General features: G+C 61.7%; 21 protein-coding genes. 9 read left to right on the top strand and 12 right to left on the bottom strand.

Features of this window, described 5'->3' with window-relative positions:
* Positions 1–44 precede the first annotated feature (44 nt).
* From miaA to ACXX83_RS27150, 5 genes are read right to left on the bottom strand one after another with little or no spacing between them, the layout of a single operon-like run.
* Complete coding sequence (gene miaA, locus ACXX83_RS27170; RefSeq protein WP_015093229.1) at positions 45–1016, bottom strand: tRNA (adenosine(37)-N6)-dimethylallyltransferase MiaA; 972 nt, start codon at positions 1014–1016, stop codon at positions 45–47.
* Positions 1016–2926 (bottom strand): DNA mismatch repair endonuclease MutL, encoded by a 1911-nt coding sequence (gene mutL / locus ACXX83_RS27165; protein WP_458550077.1) that lies wholly within the window; start codon positions 2924–2926, stop codon positions 1016–1018. The genes miaA and mutL overlap by 1 nt, the downstream gene beginning before the upstream one ends.
* Positions 2923–4353, bottom strand: coding sequence for an N-acetylmuramoyl-L-alanine amidase (locus ACXX83_RS27160; RefSeq protein ID WP_458550076.1), 1431 nt, complete (start codon positions 4351–4353; stop codon positions 2923–2925). The genes mutL and ACXX83_RS27160 overlap by 4 nt, the downstream gene beginning before the upstream one ends.
* Positions 4354–4824, bottom strand: a complete 471-nt coding sequence (gene tsaE / locus ACXX83_RS27155) for a tRNA (adenosine(37)-N6)-threonylcarbamoyltransferase complex ATPase subunit type 1 TsaE (protein WP_007973252.1) — start codon at positions 4822–4824, stop codon at positions 4354–4356.
* Complete coding sequence (locus ACXX83_RS27150) at positions 4812–6311, bottom strand: NAD(P)H-hydrate dehydratase (RefSeq protein ID WP_458550075.1); 1500 nt, start codon at positions 6309–6311, stop codon at positions 4812–4814. The genes tsaE and ACXX83_RS27150 overlap by 13 nt, the downstream gene beginning before the upstream one ends.
* A gap of 63 nt (positions 6312–6374) precedes the next feature.
* On the opposite strand from ACXX83_RS27150, the gene queG reads away from it, so the two are divergent.
* Positions 6375–7439: a tRNA epoxyqueuosine(34) reductase QueG gene (queG, locus tag ACXX83_RS27145; protein ID WP_458550074.1), complete on the top strand. Its 1065-nt coding sequence runs from the start codon at positions 6375–6377 to the stop codon at positions 7437–7439.
* Between the two features lie 87 nt (positions 7440–7526).
* On the opposite strand, the gene ACXX83_RS27140 is transcribed toward queG, so the two are convergent.
* Positions 7527–8138 (bottom strand): trimeric intracellular cation channel family protein, encoded by a 612-nt coding sequence (locus ACXX83_RS27140; protein ID WP_007973246.1) that lies wholly within the window; start codon positions 8136–8138, stop codon positions 7527–7529.
* Between the two features lie 185 nt (positions 8139–8323).
* Positions 8324–8866, bottom strand: coding sequence for an oligoribonuclease (orn, locus tag ACXX83_RS27135; RefSeq protein WP_007995036.1), 543 nt, complete (start codon positions 8864–8866; stop codon positions 8324–8326).
* 106 nt (positions 8867–8972) lie between these two features.
* On the opposite strand from orn, the gene rsgA reads away from it, so the two are divergent.
* The 4 genes from rsgA to ACXX83_RS27115 all read left to right on the top strand — a co-directional run bounded on the left by rsgA (position 8973) and on the right by ACXX83_RS27115 (position 12062).
* Positions 8973–10004 carry a small ribosomal subunit biogenesis GTPase RsgA gene (gene rsgA / locus ACXX83_RS27130; RefSeq protein WP_015093224.1) on the top strand — a complete coding sequence of 344 codons (1032 nt, stop codon included), beginning with the start codon at positions 8973–8975 and terminating at the stop codon, positions 10002–10004.
* Between the two features lie 197 nt (positions 10005–10201).
* Positions 10202–10609 carry a TIR domain-containing protein gene (locus ACXX83_RS27125; protein ID WP_007978807.1) on the top strand — a complete coding sequence of 136 codons (408 nt, stop codon included), beginning with the start codon at positions 10202–10204 and terminating at the stop codon, positions 10607–10609.
* A gap of 2 nt (positions 10610–10611) precedes the next feature.
* On the top strand, positions 10612–11571 hold the full coding sequence (locus ACXX83_RS27120) for a caspase family protein (RefSeq protein ID WP_015093223.1): 960 nt from the start codon (positions 10612–10614) through the stop codon (positions 11569–11571).
* Positions 11571–12062, top strand: a complete 492-nt coding sequence (locus tag ACXX83_RS27115) for a toll/interleukin-1 receptor domain-containing protein (RefSeq protein WP_015093222.1) — start codon at positions 11571–11573, stop codon at positions 12060–12062. Before ACXX83_RS27120 ends, ACXX83_RS27115 begins: the two co-directional genes overlap by 1 nt.
* Positions 12063–12300: 238 nt before the next feature.
* Here ACXX83_RS27115 and motB read toward each other — a convergent pair whose 3' ends face one another.
* Both motB and motA read right to left on the bottom strand, forming a co-directional pair.
* Positions 12301–13329 (bottom strand): flagellar motor protein MotB, encoded by a 1029-nt coding sequence (gene motB / locus ACXX83_RS27110; RefSeq protein WP_458550073.1) that lies wholly within the window; start codon positions 13327–13329, stop codon positions 12301–12303.
* 3 nt (positions 13330–13332) lie between these two features.
* The gene (gene motA, locus ACXX83_RS27105) at positions 13333–14184 is read right to left on the bottom strand and encodes a flagellar motor stator protein MotA (protein ID WP_015093220.1); all 852 of its coding nucleotides are present in this window, start codon (positions 14182–14184) and stop codon (positions 13333–13335) included.
* A gap of 167 nt (positions 14185–14351) precedes the next feature.
* Here motA and ACXX83_RS27100 point away from each other — a divergent pair, with 167 nt between their 5' ends.
* The 3 genes from ACXX83_RS27100 to asd are packed head-to-tail and all read left to right on the top strand — an operon-like array spanning position 14352 to position 17627.
* Positions 14352–15890 (top strand): HDOD domain-containing protein, encoded by a 1539-nt coding sequence (locus ACXX83_RS27100; protein WP_458550072.1) that lies wholly within the window; start codon positions 14352–14354, stop codon positions 15888–15890.
* Between the two features lie 42 nt (positions 15891–15932).
* Positions 15933–16748: a rhodanese-like domain-containing protein gene (locus tag ACXX83_RS27095; protein WP_217837024.1), complete on the top strand. Its 816-nt coding sequence runs from the start codon at positions 15933–15935 to the stop codon at positions 16746–16748.
* 18 nt (positions 16749–16766) lie between these two features.
* Positions 16767–17627 carry an archaetidylserine decarboxylase gene (gene asd, locus ACXX83_RS27090; protein ID WP_015093217.1) on the top strand — a complete coding sequence of 287 codons (861 nt, stop codon included), beginning with the start codon at positions 16767–16769 and terminating at the stop codon, positions 17625–17627.
* Between the two features lie 131 nt (positions 17628–17758).
* Here asd and serB read toward each other — a convergent pair whose 3' ends face one another.
* Complete coding sequence (serB, locus tag ACXX83_RS27085; protein ID WP_057395688.1) at positions 17759–18973, bottom strand: phosphoserine phosphatase SerB; 1215 nt, start codon at positions 18971–18973, stop codon at positions 17759–17761.
* A gap of 135 nt (positions 18974–19108) precedes the next feature.
* Here serB and ACXX83_RS27080 point away from each other — a divergent pair, with 135 nt between their 5' ends.
* On the top strand, positions 19109–20626 hold the full coding sequence (locus ACXX83_RS27080) for an AhpA/YtjB family protein (protein ID WP_458550071.1): 1518 nt from the start codon (positions 19109–19111) through the stop codon (positions 20624–20626).
* A gap of 260 nt (positions 20627–20886) precedes the next feature.
* On the opposite strand, the gene ACXX83_RS27075 is transcribed toward ACXX83_RS27080, so the two are convergent.
* Positions 20887–21600: a PqiC family protein gene (locus ACXX83_RS27075; RefSeq protein WP_458550070.1), complete on the bottom strand. Its 714-nt coding sequence runs from the start codon at positions 21598–21600 to the stop codon at positions 20887–20889.
* Positions 21601–21775: 175 nt separating this feature from the next.
* Positions 21776–24043, bottom strand: a complete 2268-nt coding sequence (gene parC, locus ACXX83_RS27070; RefSeq protein ID WP_015093214.1) for a DNA topoisomerase IV subunit A — start codon at positions 24041–24043, stop codon at positions 21776–21778.
* Positions 24044–24049 lie beyond the last annotated feature (6 nt).

Here is a 24049-nt window from a genome sequence, read left to right as displayed (position 1 = left end):
CTTTAGCCGCCACACCCCCAAGGATAGACGGCAATTGCAAGGACTCAGCTCAATATGGAGATGGTCCCCAGGTATTTCAAGGCGCGCGGCAGATTGTCGCAATCCAGACTGTCCAGCCAATGCAGGTCAGTCCAACTGCGCAGCCAGGTGAACTGGCGTTTCGCCAATTGGCGCGTGGCAATGATTCCACGCTCCTGCATCTCGGCTGACGTCAGCTTGCCATCCAGGTAGTCCCAGACTTGGCGGTAGCCTACTGCACGTATAGACGGCATCCCGGCATGCAGGTCACCTCTATTACGCAGGGCTACGACCTCGTCAATGAATCCCTGTTCCAACATTAAAGTGAATCTTTGTTTAATTCGCTCGTGCAGTACCTGGCGATTTGCCGGAGCAATAGCCAAGTTCGCGACAGTATAGGGCAATTGTTGCTGTCCCGAAGCGGCTGCTTCGGTACTTTGCGCAGATTGTTGCAAGCGTAGCGCAGTCATGCTCTGACCGCTTACCCGATAGACTTCCAGTGCTCGACTCAGACGCTGCGGATCGTTCGGATGAATACGCGCGGCAGAAACCGGGTCGATCACTGCCAACTGGTCGTGCAGGGCTTGCCAGCCAAGGCGTGCAGCCTCTTCCTCGATCTGTGCGCGCACTTGCGGGTCGGCGGCCGGCATCTGCGCCAGGCCTTCAACCAAAGCCTTGTAATAGAGCATCGTACCGCCTACCAGCAGCGGAATTTTCCCGCGCGCGGTGATTTCGGCCATGGCTTGCAGGGCGTCACGGCGGAAATCCGCAGCCGAATAGCTCTCGGCCGGGTCGAGAATATCGATCAAACGGTGCGGATATTGTGCCAGCAGCTCTTTGGAAGGCTTGGCGGTGCCGATGTCCATGCCACGGTAGACCAGCGCCGAATCGACGCTGATCAACTCGCAAGGCAGGACCTTGGTGAGTTCAATGGCCAGGTCGGTCTTGCCGGCGGCGGTCGGGCCCATCAGGAAAATCGCAGGTGGGAGCTGGCTCATCAACGACCGCGCAAGAACAGTTTGTCCAGATCGTCCAGGCCCAGTTGGGTCCAGGTCGGTCGGCCATGGTTGCATTGACCGCTGCGCTCGGTGTTTTCCATGTCACGCAGCAGGGCATTCATTTCCGGCAGGGCCAGACGCCGGTTCGCCCGAACCGCACCGTGGCAGGCCATGGTCCCGAGCAACTCGTTCAGGTGCGCCTGAATGCGGTCGCTGGTGCCGAACTCCATCAGATCCGCCAGGACGTCCGCGACCAGCCGGTTGGCTTCGGCCTGCTTGAGCAGTGCCGGAATCTGCCGGATGGCCAGGGTTTCCGGGCCCAGGCGCTGCAACTCAAAGCCCAGGCGCTGGAACCAGGCGACATGCTCCTCGGCGCAATCGGCTTCACGCTGACTGACGGCCAGGGACTCCGGCACCAGCAACGGCTGACCACTCAGGCCCTCGCTGGCCATCGCCACCTTCAGTCGCTCATACATGATCCGCTCGTGGGCAGCGTGCATGTCCACCAGCACCAGGCCCTGGGCGTTTTCCGAAAGGATGTAGATGCCCTTGAGTTGGGCCAACGCATAACCCAGCGGCGGGATGTCGTCCTGCCCGGCCGGTAGCGCGACGGCATTGGCCTCGGGCAGCGGCGCAAAAAACTCGCGGTAGGCGGCCTGCGCTTCAGCGACAGGAACACCGGACTGCGGGCGCGGCGTGTATTGATACTGATAACCCGCGCCAGCACCCGAACCTGCCGGTGCATTGAGCGACGGCTGGGCCTGAGGCTGTTCCAGCAGGGCATTGGCGGCCAGGCGCATTTCGCCCTGGGGCCCGAATTCACCGGCTTCGAGGCCGGTAGGCCGGACGATGGCCGTGGCAACCGGTGCCGCCAGATGATCATCGGGGCGCACATCGCCCAAGGCACGGTGCAAGGTACCGTAGAGGAAATCGTGAACCATGCGCCCTTCGCGGAAGCGCACTTCGTGTTTGGTCGGGTGCACGTTGACGTCGACGCCGGTCGGATCGACTTCGAAAAACAGCACGAAGGTCGGGTGCCGACCGTTGAACAGCACGTCGCGATAGGCCTGGCGTACCGCGTGGGCCACCAGCTTGTCGCGCACGGCACGGCCATTGACGAAGAAATACTGCAAGTCGGCCTGGCTGCGGTTGAAGGTCGGCAGGCCGACCCAGCCCCATAGATGCAGGCCGTTGCGCTCGATTTCGATCGGCAGGGCCTGTTCCAGGAAGCCCGGCCCGCAAATCGCCGCCACGCGCCGGGCACGGGCCGCATCATCATGGGCCTCGTGCAGGCTGAGAATGGTCTTGCCGTTGTGGCGTAGATGGAACGCCACATCGAAGCGCGCCAGGGCCAGACGCCTGATGACTTCCTGCAGGTGATCGAATTCGGTTTTTTCGGTTTTGAGAAACTTGCGTCGCGCCGGCGTGTTGAAGAACAGGTCGCGCACTTCAACCGAGGTGCCCACCGGATGCGCCGCAGGCTGCACGCGGGGCGCCATGTCACGGCCTTCGGTCTCGACCTGCCAGGCCTGATCGGCGTCGCGGGTGCGAGAGGTCAGGGTCAGGCGCGCGACGGAGCTGATCGATGCCAGGGCCTCACCGCGAAAGCCCAGGCTCATGACCTGCTCGAGGTCTTCCAGGTTGCGAATCTTGCTGGTGGCGTGACGGGCCAGCGCCAGCGGCAGGTCATCGGCGGAAATGCCACTACCGTCGTCGCGCACCCGCAGCAATTTGACGCCGCCCTGCTCCACATCGACGTCGATGCGCCTGGCACCGGAGTCGAGGCTGTTTTCCAGCAGCTCCTTGATCACCGAAGCCGGGCGTTCGACCACCTCACCGGCGGCAATCTGGTTCGCCAGTCGCGGGCTGAGCAGCTCGATGCGAGCGCCGCTTTTCACGACCTGATTCATTCTTTGGCCGCCAGTTCAGTGCCCGGAATGGTCAGGTGCTGACCGACCTTGAGCTCATCGCTCGACAGGTTGTTGGCACTGCGCAGGGCCGCGGGCGACACCTGATAACGCACGGCGATCATCGCCAGGGTCTCGCCCGGGTTGACGCGGTGGTCACGTGGCCCCTGCACGATCTTGCCGGAGTCGCGCAGCCAGGCAATGTAAGTGCCCGGCGGCGGGTTCTGCTGGAAGAACTGGCGCACGCCACTGCTGATCGAACGCGCCAGCGCCTGCTGGTGGCCAGACGCGGCCAGTTTCGAGGCTTCGTTGGCGTTGGAAATAAATCCGGTTTCCACCAGGATCGACGGAATATCCGGCGACTTCAGCACCATGAACCCGGCCTGCTCGACCCGCTGCTTGTGCAGAGGCGTGACCCGGCCAATGTTAGTCAGCACCTTCTGGCCAACGTTCAGGCTGGACGTCAGGGATGCCGTCATCGACAGGTCGAGCAGCACGCCGGCGAGCATGCGGTCCTTGTCATCGAGGCTGACGTTGCCGGCCCCCCCGATCAGGTCGGAACGGTTTTCACTGTCAGCCAGCCAGCGGGCCGTCTCCGAGGTCGCACCGCGATCAGACAGGGCAAATACCGAGGCACCGAAAGCGGCAGTAGAAGGCGCGGCGTCGGCGTGGATCGAGACGAACAGGTCGGCGCCTTTCTTGCGGGCAATTTCGGTACGGCCGCGCAAAGGAATGAAGTAATCGCCGGTTCGGGTCAGTTCGGCGCGGAAACCTTTCATGCCGTTGATCTGGCGTTGCAATTCGCGGGCGATCTGCAACACCACGTCTTTCTCACGCTGACCGCGAGAACCCGATGCGCCCGGGTCTTCGCCTCCGTGTCCGGCGTCGATCACCACGATGATGTCGCGTTTGCCGGCCGGGGCCGGCGGCAGTTTGATTGCAGGCTCCACAGGCGTGACCGGCACGGCGGGCATCGTGGCCACAGTTGGTGTCGGCGCTGGGGGAGGCGCGGCATCCGCGGCGTTATCGAACAGATCGACCACCAAGCGGTTGCCGTACTGGGCGTTCGGCGCCAGGGAAAAGCTTTTTGGTGTCACCGCCTTTTTCAGATCGATGACCACCCGCAGGTCGGTCGGCGTGCGTTGAGCCGAGCGCATGGCGGTAATCGGAGTATTCGACGTGTTGACGTTGAGTGGCGCACCGAGGGTCGCACCATTGATGTCGATGACCAGGCGATCCGGCGCGGTCAGGGTGAAGACGCTGTGTTGCACCGGGCCGGTCAGGTCAAACACCAGACGTGTGTTGTCCGGTGCCCGCCACAGACGAACACTGTTGACCTTCGAATCGGCCACAGCGTCGACGGTCACCGCCAGAAACAACACCCCTACGGCAGCAACCAACGCGCGAAAGCGCATACCTAACCCCATCATCTATTTGGATTCCAATGCCAAAGCGGCACACCAGGCCTCGCCACGCGAGCCCTGGGATAAAATTTTCAGCGAACGCCCGCTGTCTTGCGGGCTAATGGTAATGGTCAGGTCCGGCTTTGGCAAAAAGCCTGCACCTTTGTCGGGCCACTCGATCAGACACAGGGCATCGTCTTCGAAATAGTCGCGGATACCGAGGAACTCCAGCTCTTCCGGATCGACCAGACGGTACAAATCGAAATGGAAGGCGCGAATGTCGCCAATCTCGTAGGGCTCAACCAGGGTGAAGGTCGGACTTTTTACTGCCCCGACATGCCCCAGGCCGCGGATAATGCCTCGGGACAACGTGGTTTTGCCCATCCCCAGGTTGCCCTCGAGGAAGATCAGGCCATGGCCTTGGGTGATTCGGGCAATGCGTGCGCCAAAGTCGCTCATGGCCTGCTCATCGGCCAGGTACAGGGTTACTTCAGACACGGTGCTTGCTCCTCCAACAACTGACGAATGGCTGGAATCAGATCACTGGCCGCCAGCCCACGGCCGAATTTTCCTTGTTGCTCGCCGGCATTGGCGTGCAGCCAGACCGCCAGGCAGGCCGCGTCGAAGGGTTCCATGCCCTGGGCCAGCAATGCGCCGAGCAAACCGGCCAGTACATCGCCCAGACCGGCAGTAGCCATCGCCGGGTGGCCCTGATGACAGACGGCCAGCCGTCCGTCGGGACTGGCGATCAGGCTCCCGGCCCCCTTGAGCACCACGACCGCCGAATATTTCTTGCTCAATGCATGGGCCGCTGCCGGCCGGTCGGCTTGAACCTGTGCCGTACTCATCCCGAGCAAACGCGCCGCTTCGCCCGGATGCGGAGTGATCACGCAATCCCTGGGCAAACTCACACCTTCCTCGGCCAGCAGGTTCAGCGCATCGGCGTCCCAGACTTGCGGCAGCGGTGCGTTAGCGGCGGCCGACAACAAGCTGCGCCCCCAACCCGCTTGCCCCAGCCCCGGACCGACAACCAACACGGAAACCTTTTGCAGCAAATCCATCAGCTGATTGGCCGAGGAAGTGCCCAGCACCATCGCCTCGGGGATCCGCGCCAGTGCGGCCGCGACATGTTCGCTGCGGGTCGCCACCGACACCATGCCCGCACCGCTGCGCAGCGCACTTTGCGCGCTCAGTAGAATCGCGCCACCCAACCCGCGATCGCCACCGATCAGCAACACATGGCCGAATCTGCCTTTGTGGGAAGCCGGTGCCCGCGCTGCTGGACGCGGCAGATTAGCTGCGGTCAGGCGACGGGCGGTGAAAGCAGCGCCTTCTATCAACTGTGGGTCTGCGTGCAAGTCGTTGAACAGCAGCTCGCCGACCACATCCGCCGCCTCGCCGGTGAACAATCCCAATTTCAAGCCGATGAAGGTCACTGTCAGGTCGGCCTGCACCGCCACGCCGAGGATACGACCGGTATCGGCGCACAGCCCTGAAGGAATATCCACCGCCGCGACCGGCAGCCCGCTCATATTGATCGCGGCGACGGCACCGGCATACGGCTCACGCACCTCGCCGCTCAGTCCGGTGCCAAGCAAAGCATCCAGGACGATGCCGCGCAATCCGGATTGTGCGGTCCAGGGCTCGATGAGCACTTTTTCAGACACCGCCTCGGCATGTGCCAAGGCCGCGTCCCCCTGCAGGCGCTGCGGATCTCCCACCGCCAATACCCGGACAGGCCAGCCTGCGCGCAGGGCCAACACGGCCACCAGATACCCGTCCCCGGCGTTGTTGCCATGGCCGGCGAGTACGGTCAGTTCATTCGCTGTCGGCCATTGCCGCACCAGCGCGCGCCACGTCGCCCGCGCCGCGCGCTGCATCAATTCGAAGCCCGGTGTGCCGGCGGCGATCAGGCTCGCGTCGAGTGCTCGCACTTGCGCGGCACTGTACAGCGCGTCGGGTAATTCATCTTTAGTGTGCGGCATGCGTCTTCGGGCTCCGATGTCTGGCAGAATTATACGCACCTCAGCTCCGGTTTCTCTCGCCTCATGCCCGCTATTACCACAGACCTGCCTGCCCTCGCCCAATCCATCAAGGACTGGGGCCGCGAGCTGGGCTTTCAACAAGTCGGCATCAGCGGCCTCGACCTGGGCGAGCACGAGCAACACCTGGAGCGCTGGCTCGCCGCCGGCTACCACGGCGAGATGGACTACATGGGCGCCCACGGCAGCAAACGCTCACACCCGGAGGAGCTGGTGCCCGGCACTTTGCGCGTGGTTTCACTGCGCATGGACTACCTGGCGGGCGACACCCACATGGCGAAAATGCTCACCCAGCCGGAAAAAGCCTACGTCTCGCGTTATGCCCTGGGTCGCGATTACCACAAATTGATCCGCAAGCGTGTGCAACAACTGGCGGACAAGATTCAGGCCGAAATCGGCCCGTTTGGTTTCCGCGCCTTTGTCGACAGTGCACCGGTGCTGGAAAAAGCCATCGCCGAACAGGCCGGCCTGGGTTGGATTGGCAAAAACACCCTGGTGTTGAATCGCAAGGCAGGCAGTTATTTCTTCCTCGCCGAGCTGTTCGTTGACTTGCCGCTGCCGGTAGACCCGCCCCACGCCACCGAACACTGCGGTCGCTGCAGCGCCTGCCTCGACATCTGTCCGACCAATGCTTTCGTCGGTCCCTATGTGCTGGATGCCCGACGCTGTATTTCCTACCTGACCATAGAACTCAAAGGCGCGATCCCGCAAGACCTGCGGCCGCTGATCGGCAATCGGGTGTTCGGTTGTGATGATTGCCAGATTGTCTGCCCCTGGAACCGCTTCGCCCGCCCGTCCGGTGAAAGCGACTTCAAGCCGCGGCACAACCTGGATAACGCCGAACTGGCGGAACTGTTCATGTGGGATGAAGAGAAATTCCTGAGCAGCACCGAAGGCTCGCCGCTTCGTCGGACCGGTTACGAAAACTGGTTGCGCAACCTGGCGGTAGGCCTGGGCAATGCGCCTTCGACGATTCCGGTGCTGGAGGCGTTGAAGGCGCGGCGCGAGCATCCGTCCGAACTGGTTCGCGAACACGTCGAGTGGGCCCTGAAACAACACGGCCTCGCGTAGGAGCTGCCGCAGGCTGCGATCTTTTGATCTTGATCTTTAAGATCAAAAGATCGCAGCCTGCGGCAGCTCCTACAGGGGATCGGGGCTTCAAGCCTCGTCGTTGTAGACGAACTTGGGCATTTCCCAGTGAAAACGAATCGCCAACAAGCGCAACAGGAAACCGCCGAACAGGGTGATCAGAATCGCCTGCTCCCCAGGCAAGTTCAGGTATAGACAAAGCATGTAGCACCACGCCGCCGCAAACGAGACGCTGGCATACAGCTCACGCCGGAAGATCAGCGGAATATCGTTGCAGAAAATGTCCCGCAGGATTCCGCCAAATACTCCGGTGATCACGCCGCTGACCGACGCGACCAACATGCCATGGCCCATTTCCAGAGCGGTGATGCAGCCGATCAGGGTGAAGGCCACCAGCCCCATGGCATCGAGCACCAGAAACAGTGAACGCAAATGCCGCATCCAGCGTGCCGTGAACACGGTAATCATTGCCGCAGCCGTGGTCAGCACCAGGTATTCCGGGTGTTTGACCCACGTCAGCGGGTAATGCCCGAGTAGCACATCGCGCACCGAACCGCCCCCCAGTGCCGTGACGCAAGCGATCAGCACCACGCCAAACCAGTCCATGCCACGACGCCCGGCAGACAGGGCGCCGGTCATGGCTTCGGCGGTGATGGCGATCAGGTAGAGCATCAGCAACATGGTGGCGGTCCTTGCGAAAAGGCGCGCAGTCTACCCACTTCGCCAAAGCACCAAAAGAGGGCGCTACCAGACCACTGGTGGCGACTGTGCCTACGCCATCGCGAGCAAGCTCGCTCCCACAGGGGCGGCGATGTACCTGTGGGAGCGAGCTTGCTCGCGATGGGGCCGGAGCGGACGACCGTGAATTAGAACTTGATGAAATGCTTGCGGTAGTGCTGCAACTCGGCGATGGATTCGCGGATGTCGTCCAGCGCCAGGTGGGTGCTGCCCTTCTTGAAGCTGTCACGCACGTCCGGTGCCCAGCGCGCAGCCAGCTCTTTGAGCGTGGACACGTCGAGGTTGCGGTAGTGGAAATAGCTTTCCAGGGATTTCATGTGGGTATAAAGGAAGCGACGGTCCTGGCAAATGCTGTTGCCGCAGATCGGCGATTTGCCCTTCGGTACCCACTTCTCCAGGAAGGCGATGGTTTCGGCTTCGGCTTCGGCCATGCTGATACGGCTATCGCGAACCCGCTGGGTCAGCCCGGAACCACCATGCTGACGGGTGTTCCACTCGTCCATGCCGGCGAGGATTTCGTCGCTGTGGTGAATGGCGATCACCGGGCCTTCGGCCAGGGTGTTCAGGTCACTGTCGGTGACGATGGTGGCCATTTCGATGATGACGTCGGTATCAGGGTTCAGACCGGTCATTTCCAGGTCGATCCAGATCAGATTCTGCGGATTTTGCATGTTCGGCTCCTAAGCAATGCTGCGCAGTTTAGCCTAGGCCGGTGGCCGGGCGTGCTAAACTCGCGGCCGTTTTACCTAATCGCTGCATTCTTTATACGGAACACCCATGGCCAAACGCCAACTCAATCGCCGCCAAAACTGGCGCATCGAAAAGATTCAGGGCGAACGCGCTGCCCGCGCCGCCAAACGCGAGTCCTCGGCTGTCGAGGCACTTGAGGGCGGCGATCTGGGCCCGGAACAGCACGGCCTGGTGATCGCGCACTTCGGTGTGCAGGTCGAGGTCGAGGCCCGCGACGGCGAACTGGCCGGCCAGGTGTTCCGTTGCCACCTGCGCGCGAACCTGCCGGCGCTGGTGACCGGTGATCAGGTGGTGTGGCGCGCCGGCAACCAGGGCATCGGTGTGATCGTGGCGCAACTGCCGCGCAACACCGAGCTGTGCCGCCCGGACAGCCGTGGTCAGCTCAAGCCGGTGGCGGCCAACGTCGACATGATCGTCATCGTGTTTGCACCGCTGCCCGAGCCCCACGCCAACCTGATCGACCGCTACCTGGTGGCGGCCGAACATGCGGGTATCAAACCGCTGCTGCTGCTGAACAAATTCGACCTGATCGACGAAAACAACGCCCCTGCACTGAATGCCTTGCTCGCCGTATACCGCACCCTCGGCTACCCGGTGCTGGAAGTGTCGGCGCATCACGGTAATGGTATGGAGCAGTTGCAGGCGCAGCTGGACGGACGCATCAGCGTGTTCGTCGGCCAGTCCGGTGTCGGCAAGTCGTCGCTGGTCAACAGCCTGCTGCCGGATGTCGAAACCCGCGTCGGCCCGCTGTCCGAGCTGTCCGGCCAAGGTACCCACACCACCACTACCGCACGGTTGTTCCACTTCCCAGGCGGCGGTGAGTTGATCGACTCCCCGGGTATCCGTGAGTTCGGCCTGGGCCACGTCAGCCGTGCCGACGTCGAAGCCGGCTTCATCGAGTTCAACGACCTGCTGGGCACCTGCCGCTTCCGCGACTGCAAGCATGACCGCGAACCCGGTTGCGCCCTGCTCAAAGCCCTTGAAGATGGCCGCGTGCAGCAGCAACGGATGAACAGCTACCGCTCGATCATCGCCAGCCTGCCGGAAAACGGCTACTAAACAGACGTGCCGACCGCCCGGCTTACGCGGGGTGGTCGGCGGCTGGATCTTCCCCCGCTTAAACGTCAGACCTTTCTGTAAGACGTGCGCACGCTCGCTTGTAGGGCATTTCTCTTTCCGCACCGACCTCTTGTAGCCGCCCTGTAATCGCCTAGTTTCAAACCCTCTTCGCACTCCAGCGACACCGAGGGACACCCATGCAAACCTACCATCTGTTCATCAGCCACTCGTGGAACTACTCCGACGCCCACGACAATCTCGTGCGTCTGCTCAACGCCAAGCCCGGTTTCACCTACAAGAATTTTTCGGTGCCACCGGACAACCCGATTGTCGGCGCGAAAACCGACAAACAGCTTGAGGAGGCCATCGAAAACAAGATCCGTCCGTGTTCGGCGGTATTGATCATGGCCGGGATGTATTCCACCTACAGCAAGTGGATCAACAAGGAAATCGAGATCGCCAAGCGCATGGGCAAGGTGATCATTGCGATCAAACCGTTCGGCGCCGAGCGGATTTCCACGGTAGTACGTGAGGCGGCACATGCCGAGTGTGCCTGGAACACCAACAGCATCATCAGCGCCATTCGCCAGCACACGGCGGTGTAACCATGCGCAAGGGACTGTTTATCGGCATCAACGACTACACCCACGTTTCGCGGCTGAGCGGTTGCAGCAATGACGCCATGGCCATGGCTTCCGTGCTGAAGACCGACGCCAATGGCGATCCGAACTTCAAGAACATCGTGCTGACCTCCGCCGAGGACTACCTGAGCCGGGAAAAGCTCGAAGACCAGATCCGCGAACTGTTTTCCGGGGACTGCAATGTCGCGCTGCTGTATTTCGCCGGCCACGGCAGCTTCGACACCGACACCGACGAAGGCATGTTGATCCCGCAGGATTACAAGAGCGCCAAGGACGGGATTCGCCTCAGTGACATTCTCAACTGGGCGAGCAAGGCCACGAAGATCAAAAACAAAGTGATCATCCTCGATTGTTGCCAGAGCGGCTCGGCCGGCGAACTGCGCGCCTTGCGCAGTGAGGGCAGCGTGGTCGGCGAGGGCATGACCATTCTGACCGCCTGCAAAAAGGAAGAGCCGGCGATGGAGGGCGGGCAACACGGCGTGTTCACCGGACTATTGCTCCAGGCCCTGCACGGCGGAGCAGCGAACATCCTGGGCAAGATCACACCCGGCAGCCTCTATTCGTTTGTCGACAATGCCCTCGACGCCTGGGAACAGCGCCCGGTGTTCAAGACCAACGTCTCGCAGTTCATTTCCCTGCGCGAAGTGTCGCCGCTGATCCCCAAGGAGATCCTGCGCAAACTCCCCGAATGGTTTGCCGAAGCGGAGTCGGTGTACCCCCTCGCCCCCAGCTTTGAGCCCACCGAACCTGAATTCAACCCGGAGCACGGCGACGTCTTCGCCCAGTTGCAAAAGTGCAACCGTCACAGCCTCATCGAACCGGTGGACGCCGAGCATATGTACTACGCCGCCATCCACTCCACCGGCTGCCGCCTCACCGCCCTCGGCGCCTATTACCGCGAACTCGCGATCAAGGGACATTTCTGATGCCAGTGTTTATCAGCTACCGCCACATGGACCGCGCCCACGCGGTCAAGATCAACGGGCGCCTGATCCAGGCCAATATCAAGACCTACCTCGATGTGCTGGATGCCGAATCCCAGACCACCGACGACATCACCGGGGTGATTACCCGCAACATCAGCGAATGCACGCACCTGCTGGCAGTGGTCTCGGAGAAAACCGCGCTGTCCTGGTGGGTGCCGTTCGAAATCGGCGAGGCGACCATCACCAACCGACGCATCTGCTCGTTCAAGACAGGCCCGACCGAGCTGCCGCTGTACCTGGACAAATGGCCGAAGCTGACCAGCGACCGGGACATCGACTTCTTTATCGATGCCTATCGCAATGAAGCGACGCTCAAGCGCTCGATGGCACTGGATTCGGTGACCGGTAGCGAGTCGGTGCGCAGCGTCAACAAGTCCAATGCGGATCGCTTCCACTCCGACCTCAAGTCCCGAATCATCCGCGGCTTCTGAGTCACTCTGCTCCCCGATCCGTCCTCTTGACCGGTCGGGGTTTCTCTCACCCCATCATCTGTAGGAGCCAGCTTGCTGGCGATGGACTCCAGTACGCCGAGTGGATTCAGACAGCACGCGTTATCGTTGACGACCATCGCCAGCAAGCTGGCTCCTACAGGGGATCATGCCCCTGGCGGCCTCCAAATCAGTGAAAGCCGCACAAAAAAGCCGACATCGCTGTCGGCTTTTTTGTACGTCACTGCCTGGGTGGTTCAGCCGTTTTCGGCGCCGGATCATCAAACAGATTCAAACGCTCGCGCAGTTCGTGGGCCGGCAGCGGTTCCTTGTCCGCCGGCAATGCGTTCGGGTCGACCGGTGCGGTCGGTGCTGCACCTGGTGCAGCCGAACCTTGAGGCGCATCGGGAGCAGGCTCCGCGCCTTGCGAGCCTTCGATCGCACGCTGGGCTTTCTTGGTCAGCACCACGATGTCGATACGGCGGTTGACCGGGTTGAACGGATGCTCGCGATCGAACAACGCCGACGAGGCATAACCGACCACGCGCGCCACCTGTGCATCCGGATAGCTGCCCGCCACCAGCGCACGCCGTGCGGCGTTGGCACGGTTGGCCGAGAGTTCCCAGTTACCGAAATCACCGGTGCCGGTGTATGGCTTGGCATCGGTGTGGCCGCTGATGCTGATCTTGTTCGGCACCGCCTTGATGGTGTCGGCCATGGCCAGCAGGATGTCTTCGAAATACGGTTTCAAGCGAGCTGAGCCCGAGTCGAACATCGGGCGATTTTCCGCGTCCATGATCTGGATACGCAGGCCGTCCTGAGTGATTTCGAACAGGATCTGGTCCTTGAACCTCTGCATCTGCGGGTTTTCTTCGACCTTGTTCTGCAGTTCCTGCAGCAACAACTCGAGGCGCTCCTTTTCGACCTGCTCGGCCATGCCTTCGACCTGGTCGACATCGACGGTGACTTTGTCCGGCTGCGGCTGGGACTTCACCTCGGGGTTGAGGGTGTTTTCCGGCGCCAGGGTCGGCGTGCCGCCCAGATCGATGATGTACGGCGTGCCGCTTTCGGAAAAGCCGATCGGGTCCTTGAAGTATCCGGCGATGGCAATCTTCTGTTCCGGCGTGGCGGTGGACAGCAGCCACAACACCAGGAAGAACGCCATCATCGCCGTGGCGAAGTCGGCGAAGGCGATTTTCCACGCGCCCCCGTGATGCCCGCCAGCGATGCGCTTGACGCGCTTGATGATTATCGGCTGATTATTTTCCATAACTTAACGACCGCGAACCGCTTGTTCCAGCTCGGCGAAGCTTGGACGGTGCGCCGGGTACAGGACCTTGCGCCCGAACTCTACGGCCAGCGATGGCGGCATGCCGGAAGCCGAAGCCACCAGCGAGGCCTTGATGGCTTCGTAGACGTTCAGCTCTTCCTTGGCATCGTGGGCCAGGGAATGGGCCAGCGGGCCAAAGAAGCCGTAGGCGGCGAGAATACCGAAGAAGGTACCGACCAGTGCCGCACCGACGTGCAGGCCGATGGACTTCTGGTCACCCTCACCCAGCGAGGCCATGGTCACCACGATACCCAGTACCGCCGCGACGATACCGAAACCGGGCATGGCGTCGGCGATGCCGTTGACCGCGTGGGATGGGTGCTCCAGGTCTTCCTTTAGGCTGAACAGCTCCATGTCGAACAGGCCTTCAAGCTCGTGCGGGGCCATGTTGCCGGAGGACATGATGCGCAGGTAATCACAGATGAACGCGGTCATGCGTTCGTCCTTGAGGACCGTCGGGTACTTGGCGAAGATCGGGCTCGCGGCGGCATCTTCGATGTCGCCTTCGATGGCCATCATGCCTTCGCGGCGGCTCTTGTTGAGGATCTCGTAGATCAGGCCCAGCACTTCAAGGTAAAAGGCGTGGTTGAAACGCGAACTGAACATGCTCAAAGACTTCTTGAGCACGTGCATCGTCATGTAGCCGGGGTTGGCCTGCAAGAAGGCGCCGAGGGCCGCACCACCGATGATCATGACCTCGAAAGGCTGGATCAGGGCGGCAATCTTGCCGTGGGAAAGCACGTATCCGCCGAGCACGCTCGCGAATACGACGATGATGCCGATAATTTTAGCCATAGGTTAGGAGAGCACTTACTGAGTCGGGTTCAAGGTCATATTCGGAAGTTAAAAAATCTCTTCTTCTACTTATCGGCAAAACTGCGCCAGACTATAGCCAGTTCAGGCGAAAAGCTAATTTGACCCCTTCAGGGCACAGGTATTGTTGACGATGATCGCCTCCCACCATGGTTAACGAAACGAACGTTCCAACACCAAAACCGACGACGCTCGAAGGCTGGGTCAAGCTGCTCGATGGCGTGCGCCTGCCGGTTCCGCAAGCCAGCCACGACCGGGTCTGCAAGGCCATCCGCGACAATCGCAGCTCGCTACGCGATATCGCCGACCTCATGCAAGGCAGCCCCGCCCTGGCCTTGAGCGTGATTCGCGAAGCCAACCGGCACACCCACGGCGGTATGGCCGAGCCGGCGGAAAACCTCGAGATAGCGATCAATCGCCTCGGCTTGAAGCGCGCCGAAGAGCTGCTCGCACGCCTGCCCGCCGAACCCCAGTCCGAAATCCCCAAAGCCTTGCGTCAGCTGCAGATGATCAGCCAGCACGCCACACAACAGGCCAATGGTTTTTTTGCCAGTCGCCTGGCGCGCCTGTGGCAGGACATCCACTGGGGTAGCCTGCTGTTTCTTTCGCCCCTGTGGCCTTTGGCGCTGACCCATCCAAAACTGCTCGAAGACTGGGAACTGCGGGTCATCCATAAAGGTGAGTCGGCACGTAAAGTCGAAATGCAACTGTTTGGCGTACGCCTGCTGGACATCGGCCAGGCGCTGGTGGAGGTCTGGCGCTTGCCGATCTGGGTGCAACAGGGCTATCGACTATTGCTCACCGAGCAGCGGGAGCTGGTGAAAGTCCTGCGCATCGCCCGAGACAGCGAGCACCCGTTGCGCCAGCGGAACCGCCTGGATGACGATCCGACCCTGCGCCGCTGGCTCAATCAACCGGCCAATACGGTGCTGCTGGCCAACGGGCTGGCGCTGTCGGCACAACACGCCTGGGACAGCCCGCACAGTGAACGCTGGCAGTACCTGACCAGCCTTTACCTGCAAATGCCAATGGATGAGGTGCAACAACAACTGCACCAGCAAGCCGCCAACAGCGCGCGCCATCACGCCATGCCCGACCTCTGGCACCCCGCCGAATCGCTGATCTGGCCGTGGGGCATGAACCGTGTCCACGCAGGTTTGCTACCAGCCGCGGCACCCACTGCCGAAGATCTGGCGAAATGGCGCAAGCAATGCGCCGAATTGCTGGTCGAGCCGAGTCGCTTCACCAACGCCATGCACTTGACCATCGCCGCCCGGGACGCCCTCGTGGCCTGCGGCATGCGTAGGGTGATGATCCTGATGGCCGACCGTACCCATGCCAACCTGCGTGTGCACCAGACGGCCGGCCTGGCGAAGGAGACAGCCGGGCTGAACTTCGTGGTCAGCCAGAGCAACGTGTTGCAACGCCTGCTCGCGCAACAGGCCCAGGTCCGCCTGACGCCGGCCAACAACGCGCAATTCTCGGCCCTGCTGCCCAACAGCCTGCGTTCGCAGTTCAGCGGCGAACACCTGCTGCTGCGCTCGCTGGTCAATAATGGCCGGGTGATCATGATCGTCGTGGCGGACCAGGGCGGCGGGCCGTTTTCGGAAATTTCCGTACAGGCCTTCGGCAAAACCGCGCAGTGCATCGAAAAAGCCCTGCATAGCTTTAGCCACCGCGGCCAATAAGGCTGCGCTACAATCCTCCCTTTTGTGCTCTGGAGACCTCACATGTCTGACTTCTCTGGCTTGCCGCTGGTGATCGAGCCGAGCGACTTGCTCCCTCGCCTCGACGCCCGCGAACTGATTCTGGTGGACTTGACCAGTCCCGCCCGCTACGCCGAGGGACACATTCCCGGCGCGCGCTTTGTCGATCCGAAACGCACGCAACTGGGGCAGGCCCCCGCCCCGGGACTGATGCCCCCGCAGGCAGCGCTCGAAACGCTGTTTGGCGAGCTGGGACACAATCCCGATGCGGTCTACGTGGTGTATGACGACGAAGGCGGCGGTTGGGCTGGACGCTTCATCTGGCTGCTGGATGTCATCGGCCACAGCAAGTACCACTATGTCGACGGCGGCCTGACGGCCTGGCTGGCAGAAGGTTTGCCCATGTCGATCCAGATCCCCCCAGCCGTGGGTGGCCCGGTTTCTCTGACCTTGCACGATGAACCCACCGCCACCCGCGAATACCTGCAAAGCCGGCTCGGCGCTGCCGACCTGGCCATCTGGGACGCACGCGGGCCGCTGGAGTATTCCGGCGAGAAAGTCCTGGCGGCCAAGGGCGGGCACATTCCCGGCGCGGTCAATTTCGAATGGACCTCCGGCATGGATCGGGCACGCCAGCTGCGCATCCGCACCGACATGCCGCAGATCCTCGAAAAACTCGGGATCAGCAAAGACAAAGAAGTGATTACCCACTGCCAGACCCACCACCGTTCTGGCTTCACCTATCTGGTGGCCAAGTCCCTCGGTTATCCGCGGGTCAAGGGCTACGCCGGCTCTTGGGGCGAATGGGGCAACCATCCCGATACCCCGGTAGAAATTTAAGATTTTTAAGGACTGTTAATGAACAAGCGTCTGTTTCTCCTCGGCCAGTACCTGCTGCCCCACAACTTGCTCTCGCGACTGGCCGGCTGCATCGCCGAATGCCGCGTGCGCTGGTTCAAGAATGCCTTTACCGCCTGGTTCGCCAAGCGCTATCAGGTGGACATGTCCCAGGCGCTGGTCGAAGACCTGACTGCCTACGAGCACTTCAACGCGTTCTTCACCCGCGCACTGAAAGACGGTGCCCGTCCGTTGGACGAAACTCCGGGCGCGATCCTCTGCCCGGCCGACGGCGCGATCAGCCAGCTCGGCCCGATCGAGCACGGTCGTGTTTTCCAGGCCAAGGGCCACAGTTTCAGCGTGCTGGAACTGTTGGGTGGCGATGCGGCGAATGCTGCGCCGTTCATGGGCGGTGACTTCGCGACCATCTACCTGTCGCCGAAGGACTACCACCGCGTGCACATGCCGCTGGCCGGCACCCTGCGCGAGATGGTCTACATCCCGGGCCGTCTGTTCTCGGTCAACCAGACCACCGCTGAAAACGTTCCGGAACTGTTCGCCCGCAACGAGCGCGTAGCGTGCATTTTCGACACCGAGCGCGGGCCGATGGCCGTGGTGCTGGTGGGCGCGATGATCGTGGCTTCGATTGAAACCGTCTGGGCCGGCCTGGTCACGCCGCCGAAACGCGAGCTGAAAACCTTCCGCTACGACGAAGCCGCTCGCGCGCCGATCCATCTGGAAAAAGGTGCGGAACTGGGCCGCTTCAAACTGGGTTCGACCGCTGTCGTGCTGTTCGGGCCGGATCAGGTGAAGTGGGCTGAAGAAATGACTGCCGGTACAGCGGTGCAGATGGGTCAGGGCATGGGTTCGCCAAAGGCCTGATAGACACCGCCATTCACTGTAGGAGCGAGCCTGCTCGCGATGAACCTGAGAACGACGCGGGTATTCAGAAAGCCCGCGTCATCGTTGGCGACCATCGCGAGCAAGCTCGCTCCTACAGGTGTTTTGCGGCGTTACAGCTGTCCGTCGCGATCGCGGAAGCCCAGCAGGTACAGCACGCCATCCAGGCCCAGCGTCGAAATGGCCTGCTTGGCCGACTGCTTGACCAGCGGCTTGGCGCGGAACGCTACGCCCAACCCGGCAATCGCCAGCATCGGCAAGTCATTGGCACCGTCACCGACCGCAATGGTCTGCTCCAGGCGCAAGCCTTCCTTGTGTGCCAGTTCCTTCAGCAAATCCGCCTTGCGCTGCGCATCGACAATCGGCTCGACCGCTACGCCGGTGACTTTGCCGTCGACCACTTCCAGTTCGTTGGCAAACACGTAGTCGATCCCCAGCTTGGCCTGCAGTTGCTTGGCGAAGTAGGTGAAGCCGCCCGACAGGATCGCGGTCTTGTAGCCCAGGCGCTTGAGTTCGGCGAACAGGGTTTCCGCGCCTTCGGTCAGGCGCAACGAAGCACCGATGGAATCCAGCACATTGACGTCCAGACCTTTGAGCAAGGCCAGGCGCTCCTTGAAGCTGGCGCGGAAGTCCAGTTCGCCGGCCATCGCCCGCTCAGTGATTTCCGAAACCTTGTCACCCACGCCAGCCGCCTTGGCCAGTTCGTCGATCACTTCGGCTTCGATCAGGGTCGAGTCCATGTCGAACACCGCCAGGCGACGATTGCGACGGAACAGCGAATCTTCCTGGAAGGCGATGTCGACGTTCAGTTCCTGGGCGACACTGAGGAATTCGGCCCGCAGCGCCTGCGGATCAGCCGCCTCGCCACGCACGGAAAACTCGATGCAGCCCTTGCCCTTGTCGGCCGGGGTGTCCAGCGGCATGCGCCCGGACAGACGATCGATGTGGTCAATGTTCAGGCCATATTTGGCGGTGATCGAACTCACGGCCTGCAACTGCCCGGCTGTCACCTTGCGGGTCAACAGGGTCACGATGTGGCGCTTTTTGCCCTGGTTGCCGACCCACTGCTGGTAATCCTGTTCGGACACCGGTGTGAAACGCACCTGTTGATCGAGCTCGTAGCCCTTGAACAAGATGTCCTTGAGCACGGACTTGCCTTGCTCGGTGTCGGGAATTTCAACCAGGATGCCGAACGACAAGGTGTCGTGGATCACCGCCTGACCGATGTCGAGAATGTTCACACCACCCTGGGCCAGAACGCCGGTAATGGCCGCAGTCAGACCCGGACGGTCGACTCCCGTGATGTTTATCAGGACGATTTCGCGCAAGGCGCACCCCCGCAGGTGGAAAAAAACCGCATTCTACCCACTTTCAGTGACCATCGGGCACCGTGAGCGCTTTGACGGTCTAGGGCCTGTCGCTATACTGCGCGTCAACTTCACGGACAAAAGAGCCGAGCTCAAGTGAACCGGCCTACGCCAGTAAAAACCGATAACTTCTTCCTGCTGATCTTCCGGGCACTGCGCCACCGCCGTGTACCGATTGCATTGCGCATCGCCAGCCATAACGTGATCCTGGTCGCCCTGGCCCTGGTCATCTATGCCGGCGTGATGGGCCTGCAATTCAAGCAGGCCATGCATGAGCAGGCGGATGCGCTGGGCGAAAGCCTGACAACGCAGACGGCCACTTCGGCCACGGAGCTGTTGGTGTCCAACGACATCCTCAGCCTCAATGTGCTGCTCAATAACCTGACCAAGAACAAGCTGGTGGCCCACGCCGCCATCTACAGTCCGGACAACCGCATCCTTGCCGAATCCGGCCAGCGTCCCAAGCATGGCCTGCTGGGCGAAGCCGAAGGCATGTACCAGAGCAAGATCACCTTCCAGGACGTGACCGCCGGGCAATTGCGCATAAGTCTGGACATGGACCAATTCCAGCAGCCGATGACCATCAGCCTGCAAAGCATGGGCATCCTCAGCGCCATCCTGCTGGCCCTGTCCCTGGCCCTGAGCCTGCGCATGGGGCGGTATCTCTCAACGCCCCTGCTGCAATTGCGGGTGTGGCTGCGCAATATCGATGAATACACCCCGGCCACCGACCGCCAGGACGAAATCGGCGACCTGGCGCGTCAGCTGCACGCCAACTTCGCCCCGGAGCCTGCCCCTGTGCCGGAACCGGAGCCGGAATTCGACGAGGCCGATGACGAGGTCGACCCGGCCTTCGAAGTCCGTAACCTGCGCGATCCGAGTTTCGACGAGAGCCGCCCGGTAGCGGCGCTCAAGCCAGCGCCACGGCAGATCGTCAGCACCGTCGAAGACGACGATGACGAAGACCCGTTCGCCGACCTGCGCGACGAGTCGCTGGACAGCACCCCGCAACCGGTGATTCGCAAGGCTACGCCGAGCGTGCCACAACACAGCGCGGTACTGGCGGTGCAACTGGGTTCCCAGGAGCAACTGCGCCGCCTGCCGCGGGCGCGCCTTGAAGAACTGCTGGAGCGTTATCGCGATTGCCTCGACCAGGCCGCATCGCTGTATCAAGGCGAAGTGGAGACATTGAACGATGGCAGCACGCTGATGCTGTTCCACACTGAAGACAGCGGCGACGATTACCTGACCAACGCCATTTGCTGTGGCGAGCTGTTGCGGGCCCTGGGCCACCAGTTGCAGATCGAAGTCGCGGACAGCGGCATCACCCTGCAATTGCAGTTGGGCCTGACCCTGGGAGACGAACTGTTCGGCCTGAGCCAGATCGACCTGCTGCTGACCGACCCTGCCCAGGACGCCCTGGCCCTGTCGCAACACAGCCGCAACCTGCTGCTGGTGGAACGCAAGATCAGCGACGACGCCTTGATCCGTCAGCGCGCACGGATCCGCCCGATTGCCAGCCCTGAAGGTGCATGCTGCGTGGAACGGTTGATGGAGCCGTATCCATCGATGCTTGAACGGCAACTGGCGCGGATGCACGAGCGCCGGGCTTAAACCTTAGGCCCGACCACAATGAAGCCCGCAGATGAGTGATCGTCTGCGGGCTTTTTTGTTGTCTGCACCTACGCCTTCGCGAGCAGGCTCGCTCCCACAATTGATCCGGGTTTACCACAACGGAGTGCTCACTGAAGATCCCCTGTGGGAGCGAGCCTGCTCGCGATGAGGCCACCAGCCACACTAGAGATCGCCAGCCGGCAGAAACAATAAAGCCCGCACAAGGCGGGCTTTATTGAGGGAACAGCTTCAGCTCTGGCTTAGAAGCGGAACACTTCCATATCCGTACGAATAGGCGCGGCCATCGGGATCTTCGGCTGCTTTTCCTGTTCTACCGCAGGTGCAGCCGCCTTGGCTGGCGCTTTACGCGGGACTTCGGCGATCGGTGGCTGATTGGCCAGTGGCTTGAGCGCCACCGACAATTGCTCGGCCAGGCGTTGCAACAACACGCCCTGTGCCTGGACCTGAGCCGCCGTACTACCGGCATGCTGTTCCTGCAAATGGATGATGCGATTATCACGGACCTGCCCGCGACGGTCGATCAGGCGCCATTGCGCATCGAGGATCGCCGGTTGTTTTGCACCCGAATCAAGGCGCGTGATGGTCAGCAGCACCTGAACGTCCGGGGTGAACCCCAATGTTGCCGGGGCGAGCACTACGCGCTGGCTGTCCAGGTGACCTGCGACCTGACGCAGCAGCAACTGATCGATATCCGACGAAAGGCTGCCGGCCCAACGACCGTCGGTCGATGCTTGCAAGCTGCCATCCGGCTGACGCTGCAACAGGGTTTCGCGCTGCAGGTAGTCGGCCACGGTGACCGGGCCCAACAATACCGCCATGCCCGCGTTCTGTGCAGGCTGAACAGGGTTTCCAGCGTCCAGCTGATACAACGACACCGGTTGGTGAACGCTGCAACCCGCCAGGCCAAGAACGCCGGCGAGCATAAGAATAAAAGGAAGGCGCAGAGCAGTCATCGTCCCATCCAGGTGATCAATAAAAGGCTGATCACAGTGAAAATACTCAATAAATATGAAGAACGCGCGGCAGTGCCGGCGCTTGAAAGGCCATATCATCCGTGAATATGCGTTCCGACTCCAGCGCAAAGCGCCGAACTACGGGTTAATTCGTAGTTCGGCGCTTCTATGTCGCCTAATTGAGGTTTTCGACGAGCAGCGCATCTACCCGCTGGAAGCCACGCGGCAGTTTGTTGCCACGACGGCCACGTTCACCCTTGTAGTGTTCGAGGTCGTCCGCTTTCAGTGACAAGGTACGTTTCCCAGCCTGCAACACCAATGTTGCACCGTCCGGCAATACGGCGATGTCCGTCACATACTCTTCGCGACTGGCCACTCGCTCACCGGGAATCCCGATGATCTTGTTGCCTTTGCCTTTCCCTAATTGTGGCAGGTCGCTGATCTTGAAGATCAACAGGCGACCTTCGGTCGTCACCGACGCCAGCCAGTTCTGCTCACGATCGGCCACAGGGCGCGGCAGCATGACCTTGGCGTTGTTCGGCAGGCTCAACAGGGCCTTGCCCGCCTTGTTCTTGGCTTGCAGGTCCTCGCCCTTGACCACGAAACCGTAGCCGGCGTCGGAGGCGATCACGTACAGCGCGTCGTCCTCGGGCATCAGCACGCATTCGAAACTCGCTCCCGGCGGCGGCGTCAGGCGACCGGTCAGCGGTTCGCCCTGGCCACGGGCCGACGGCAAGGTATGGGCCGCTACCGAATAACTGCGACCGGTGGAGTCGATAAACACGGCAAACTGGTTGGAGCGCCCGGCGGCCAGCGCCTTGAAACCGTCCCCGGCCTTGTAGGAAAGCCCGGTGGCATCGATCTCGTGGCCTTTGGCGGAACGAATCCAGCCCTTTTCCGACAGTACGACCGTCACTTTCTCGTTCGGCAGCAGATCATGTTCGGTCAGGGCCTTGGCCTCGGCGCGCTCGACAATCGGCGAACGACGGTCGTCGCCGTAGGTTTCGGCGTCCTTGATCAGCTCGGTGCGCACCAGTTTCTTCAACTTGGCTTCGCTGCTCAGCAGGGCTTGCAGCTTGGCTTGTTCCTTGAGCAGTTCATCCTGCTCGGCACGCAGCTTCATCTCTTCCAGTCGCGCCAGCTGACGCAAACGGGTGTCGAGGATGTAGTCGGCCTGGATCTCGCTCAGGGCGAAGCGTTCGATCAGTTTGGCCCGTGGCTGTTCCTCGGTACGGATGATGTGGATCACTTCATCCAGGTTGAGGTAGGCAATCAGCAAACCGTCCAACAGGTGCAGGCGACGCTCAACCTTGTCGAGGCGGAATTGCAGGCGACGACGCACGGTCTGCACCCGGAACTCCAGCCATTCGACCAGCAGCGCGCGCAGGTTTTTCAGCTGCGGTTTGCCGTCCAGACCGATGATGTTGATGTTGACCCGGTAGCTCGACTCCAGCTCGGTGCTGGCGAACAGGTGTTGCATCAAGGCATCGTGGTCGAAGTTTTTGCGCGCCCCCGGAATGATCACGATCCGGCACGGGTTTTCGTGATCGGATTCGTCGCGCAGGTCGGCGATTTGCGGGGCCTTGGACGGCTTGGCCTGCATCATCGCGGCGATCTGCTCCAGCACCTTGGCGCCCGAGACCTGATGCGGCAACGCGGTGACGATGATGTCGCCGTCTTCGATGTGATACACGGCGCGCATGCGCACCGAGCCGCGACCGGTTTCGTAGATTTTCAGCAGGTCGGCGCGCGGGGTGATGATTTCCGCTTCGGTCGGGTAATCCGGGCCCTGGATGTGTTCGCAGAGCTGTTCGACCGTGGCCTTGGGCTCATCGAGCAAACGCACGCACGCCGTGGCGACTTCGCGCAGGTTGTGCGGCGGCACGTCGGTGGCCATGCCCACGGCGATGCCGGTGGTGCCGTTGAGCAGGATGTTCGGCAAACGGGCCGGCAGGACCAGCGGCTCGTCCAGCGTGCCATCGAAGTTCGGCCCCCAGTCCGCCGTGCCCTGGCCCAGCTCGCTGAGCAGCACTTCGGAATAACGCGACAGCCGCGCTTCGGTGTAACGCATGGCGGCGAAGGACTTGGGATCATCCGGCGCACCCCAGTTGCCCTGGCCGTCGACCAGCGTGTAGCGGTAGCTGAACGGCTGGGCCATCAGGACCATGGCTTCGTAGCAGGCCGAGTCGCCGTGGGGGTGGAATTTACCGAGCACGTCACCGACGGTACGCGCCGATTTCTTGTGCTTGGAATCGGCGTCCAGCCCCAGCTCGCTCATGGCGTAGACGATACGCCGCTGTACCGGTTTCAGACCGTCGCCGATATGCGGCAAGGCACGGTCCATGATCACGTACATGGAGTAGTTGAGGTAGGCATTTTCGGTGAAGTCAGCCAGTGACCGGCGTTCTACACCGTCCAGGCTGAGATCAAGGGAGTCGCTCATGCGGGC

This window comes from Pseudomonas sp. GNP012, assembly GCF_054343835.1.
Note: the sequence above shows the minus strand (reverse complement) of the source record. Positions and strands in the feature narration are given on the sequence as shown.

What these genes read in the sequence shown, in the direction of transcription:
- asd (WP_015093217.1), top strand. Translation starts at nt 16,767, where the DNA reads ATGAACAAGCGTCTGTTTCTCCTCGGCCAGTACCTGCTGCCCCACAAC.
- ACXX83_RS27160 (WP_458550076.1), bottom strand. Translation starts at nt 4,353, where the DNA reads ATGATGGGGTTAGGTATGCGCTTTCGCGCGTTGGTTGCTGCCGTAGGG.
- miaA (WP_015093229.1), bottom strand. Translation starts at nt 1,016, where the DNA reads ATGAGCCAGCTCCCACCTGCGATTTTCCTGATGGGCCCGACCGCCGCC.
- ACXX83_RS27115 (WP_015093222.1), top strand. Translation starts at nt 11,571, where the DNA reads ATGCCAGTGTTTATCAGCTACCGCCACATGGACCGCGCCCACGCGGTC.
- parC (WP_015093214.1), bottom strand. Translation starts at nt 24,043, where the DNA reads ATGAGCGACTCCCTTGATCTCAGCCTGGACGGTGTAGAACGCCGGTCA.
- ACXX83_RS27140 (WP_007973246.1), bottom strand. Translation starts at nt 8,138, where the DNA reads ATGTTGCTGATGCTCTACCTGATCGCCATCACCGCCGAAGCCATGACC.
- ACXX83_RS27095 (WP_217837024.1), top strand. Translation starts at nt 15,933, where the DNA reads ATGTCTGACTTCTCTGGCTTGCCGCTGGTGATCGAGCCGAGCGACTTG.
- ACXX83_RS27120 (WP_015093223.1), top strand. Translation starts at nt 10,612, where the DNA reads ATGCGCAAGGGACTGTTTATCGGCATCAACGACTACACCCACGTTTCG.
- queG (WP_458550074.1), top strand. Translation starts at nt 6,375, where the DNA reads ATGCCCGCTATTACCACAGACCTGCCTGCCCTCGCCCAATCCATCAAG.
- motA (WP_015093220.1), bottom strand. Translation starts at nt 14,184, where the DNA reads ATGGCTAAAATTATCGGCATCATCGTCGTATTCGCGAGCGTGCTCGGC.
- ACXX83_RS27100 (WP_458550072.1), top strand. Translation starts at nt 14,352, where the DNA reads ATGGTTAACGAAACGAACGTTCCAACACCAAAACCGACGACGCTCGAA.
- ACXX83_RS27075 (WP_458550070.1), bottom strand. Translation starts at nt 21,600, where the DNA reads ATGACTGCTCTGCGCCTTCCTTTTATTCTTATGCTCGCCGGCGTTCTT.
- mutL (WP_458550077.1), bottom strand. Translation starts at nt 2,926, where the DNA reads ATGAATCAGGTCGTGAAAAGCGGCGCTCGCATCGAGCTGCTCAGCCCG.
- ACXX83_RS27125 (WP_007978807.1), top strand. Translation starts at nt 10,202, where the DNA reads ATGCAAACCTACCATCTGTTCATCAGCCACTCGTGGAACTACTCCGAC.
- orn (WP_007995036.1), bottom strand. Translation starts at nt 8,866, where the DNA reads ATGCAAAATCCGCAGAATCTGATCTGGATCGACCTGGAAATGACCGGT.
- motB (WP_458550073.1), bottom strand. Translation starts at nt 13,329, where the DNA reads ATGGAAAATAATCAGCCGATAATCATCAAGCGCGTCAAGCGCATCGCT.
- rsgA (WP_015093224.1), top strand. Translation starts at nt 8,973, where the DNA reads ATGGCCAAACGCCAACTCAATCGCCGCCAAAACTGGCGCATCGAAAAG.
- ACXX83_RS27150 (WP_458550075.1), bottom strand. Translation starts at nt 6,311, where the DNA reads ATGCCGCACACTAAAGATGAATTACCCGACGCGCTGTACAGTGCCGCG.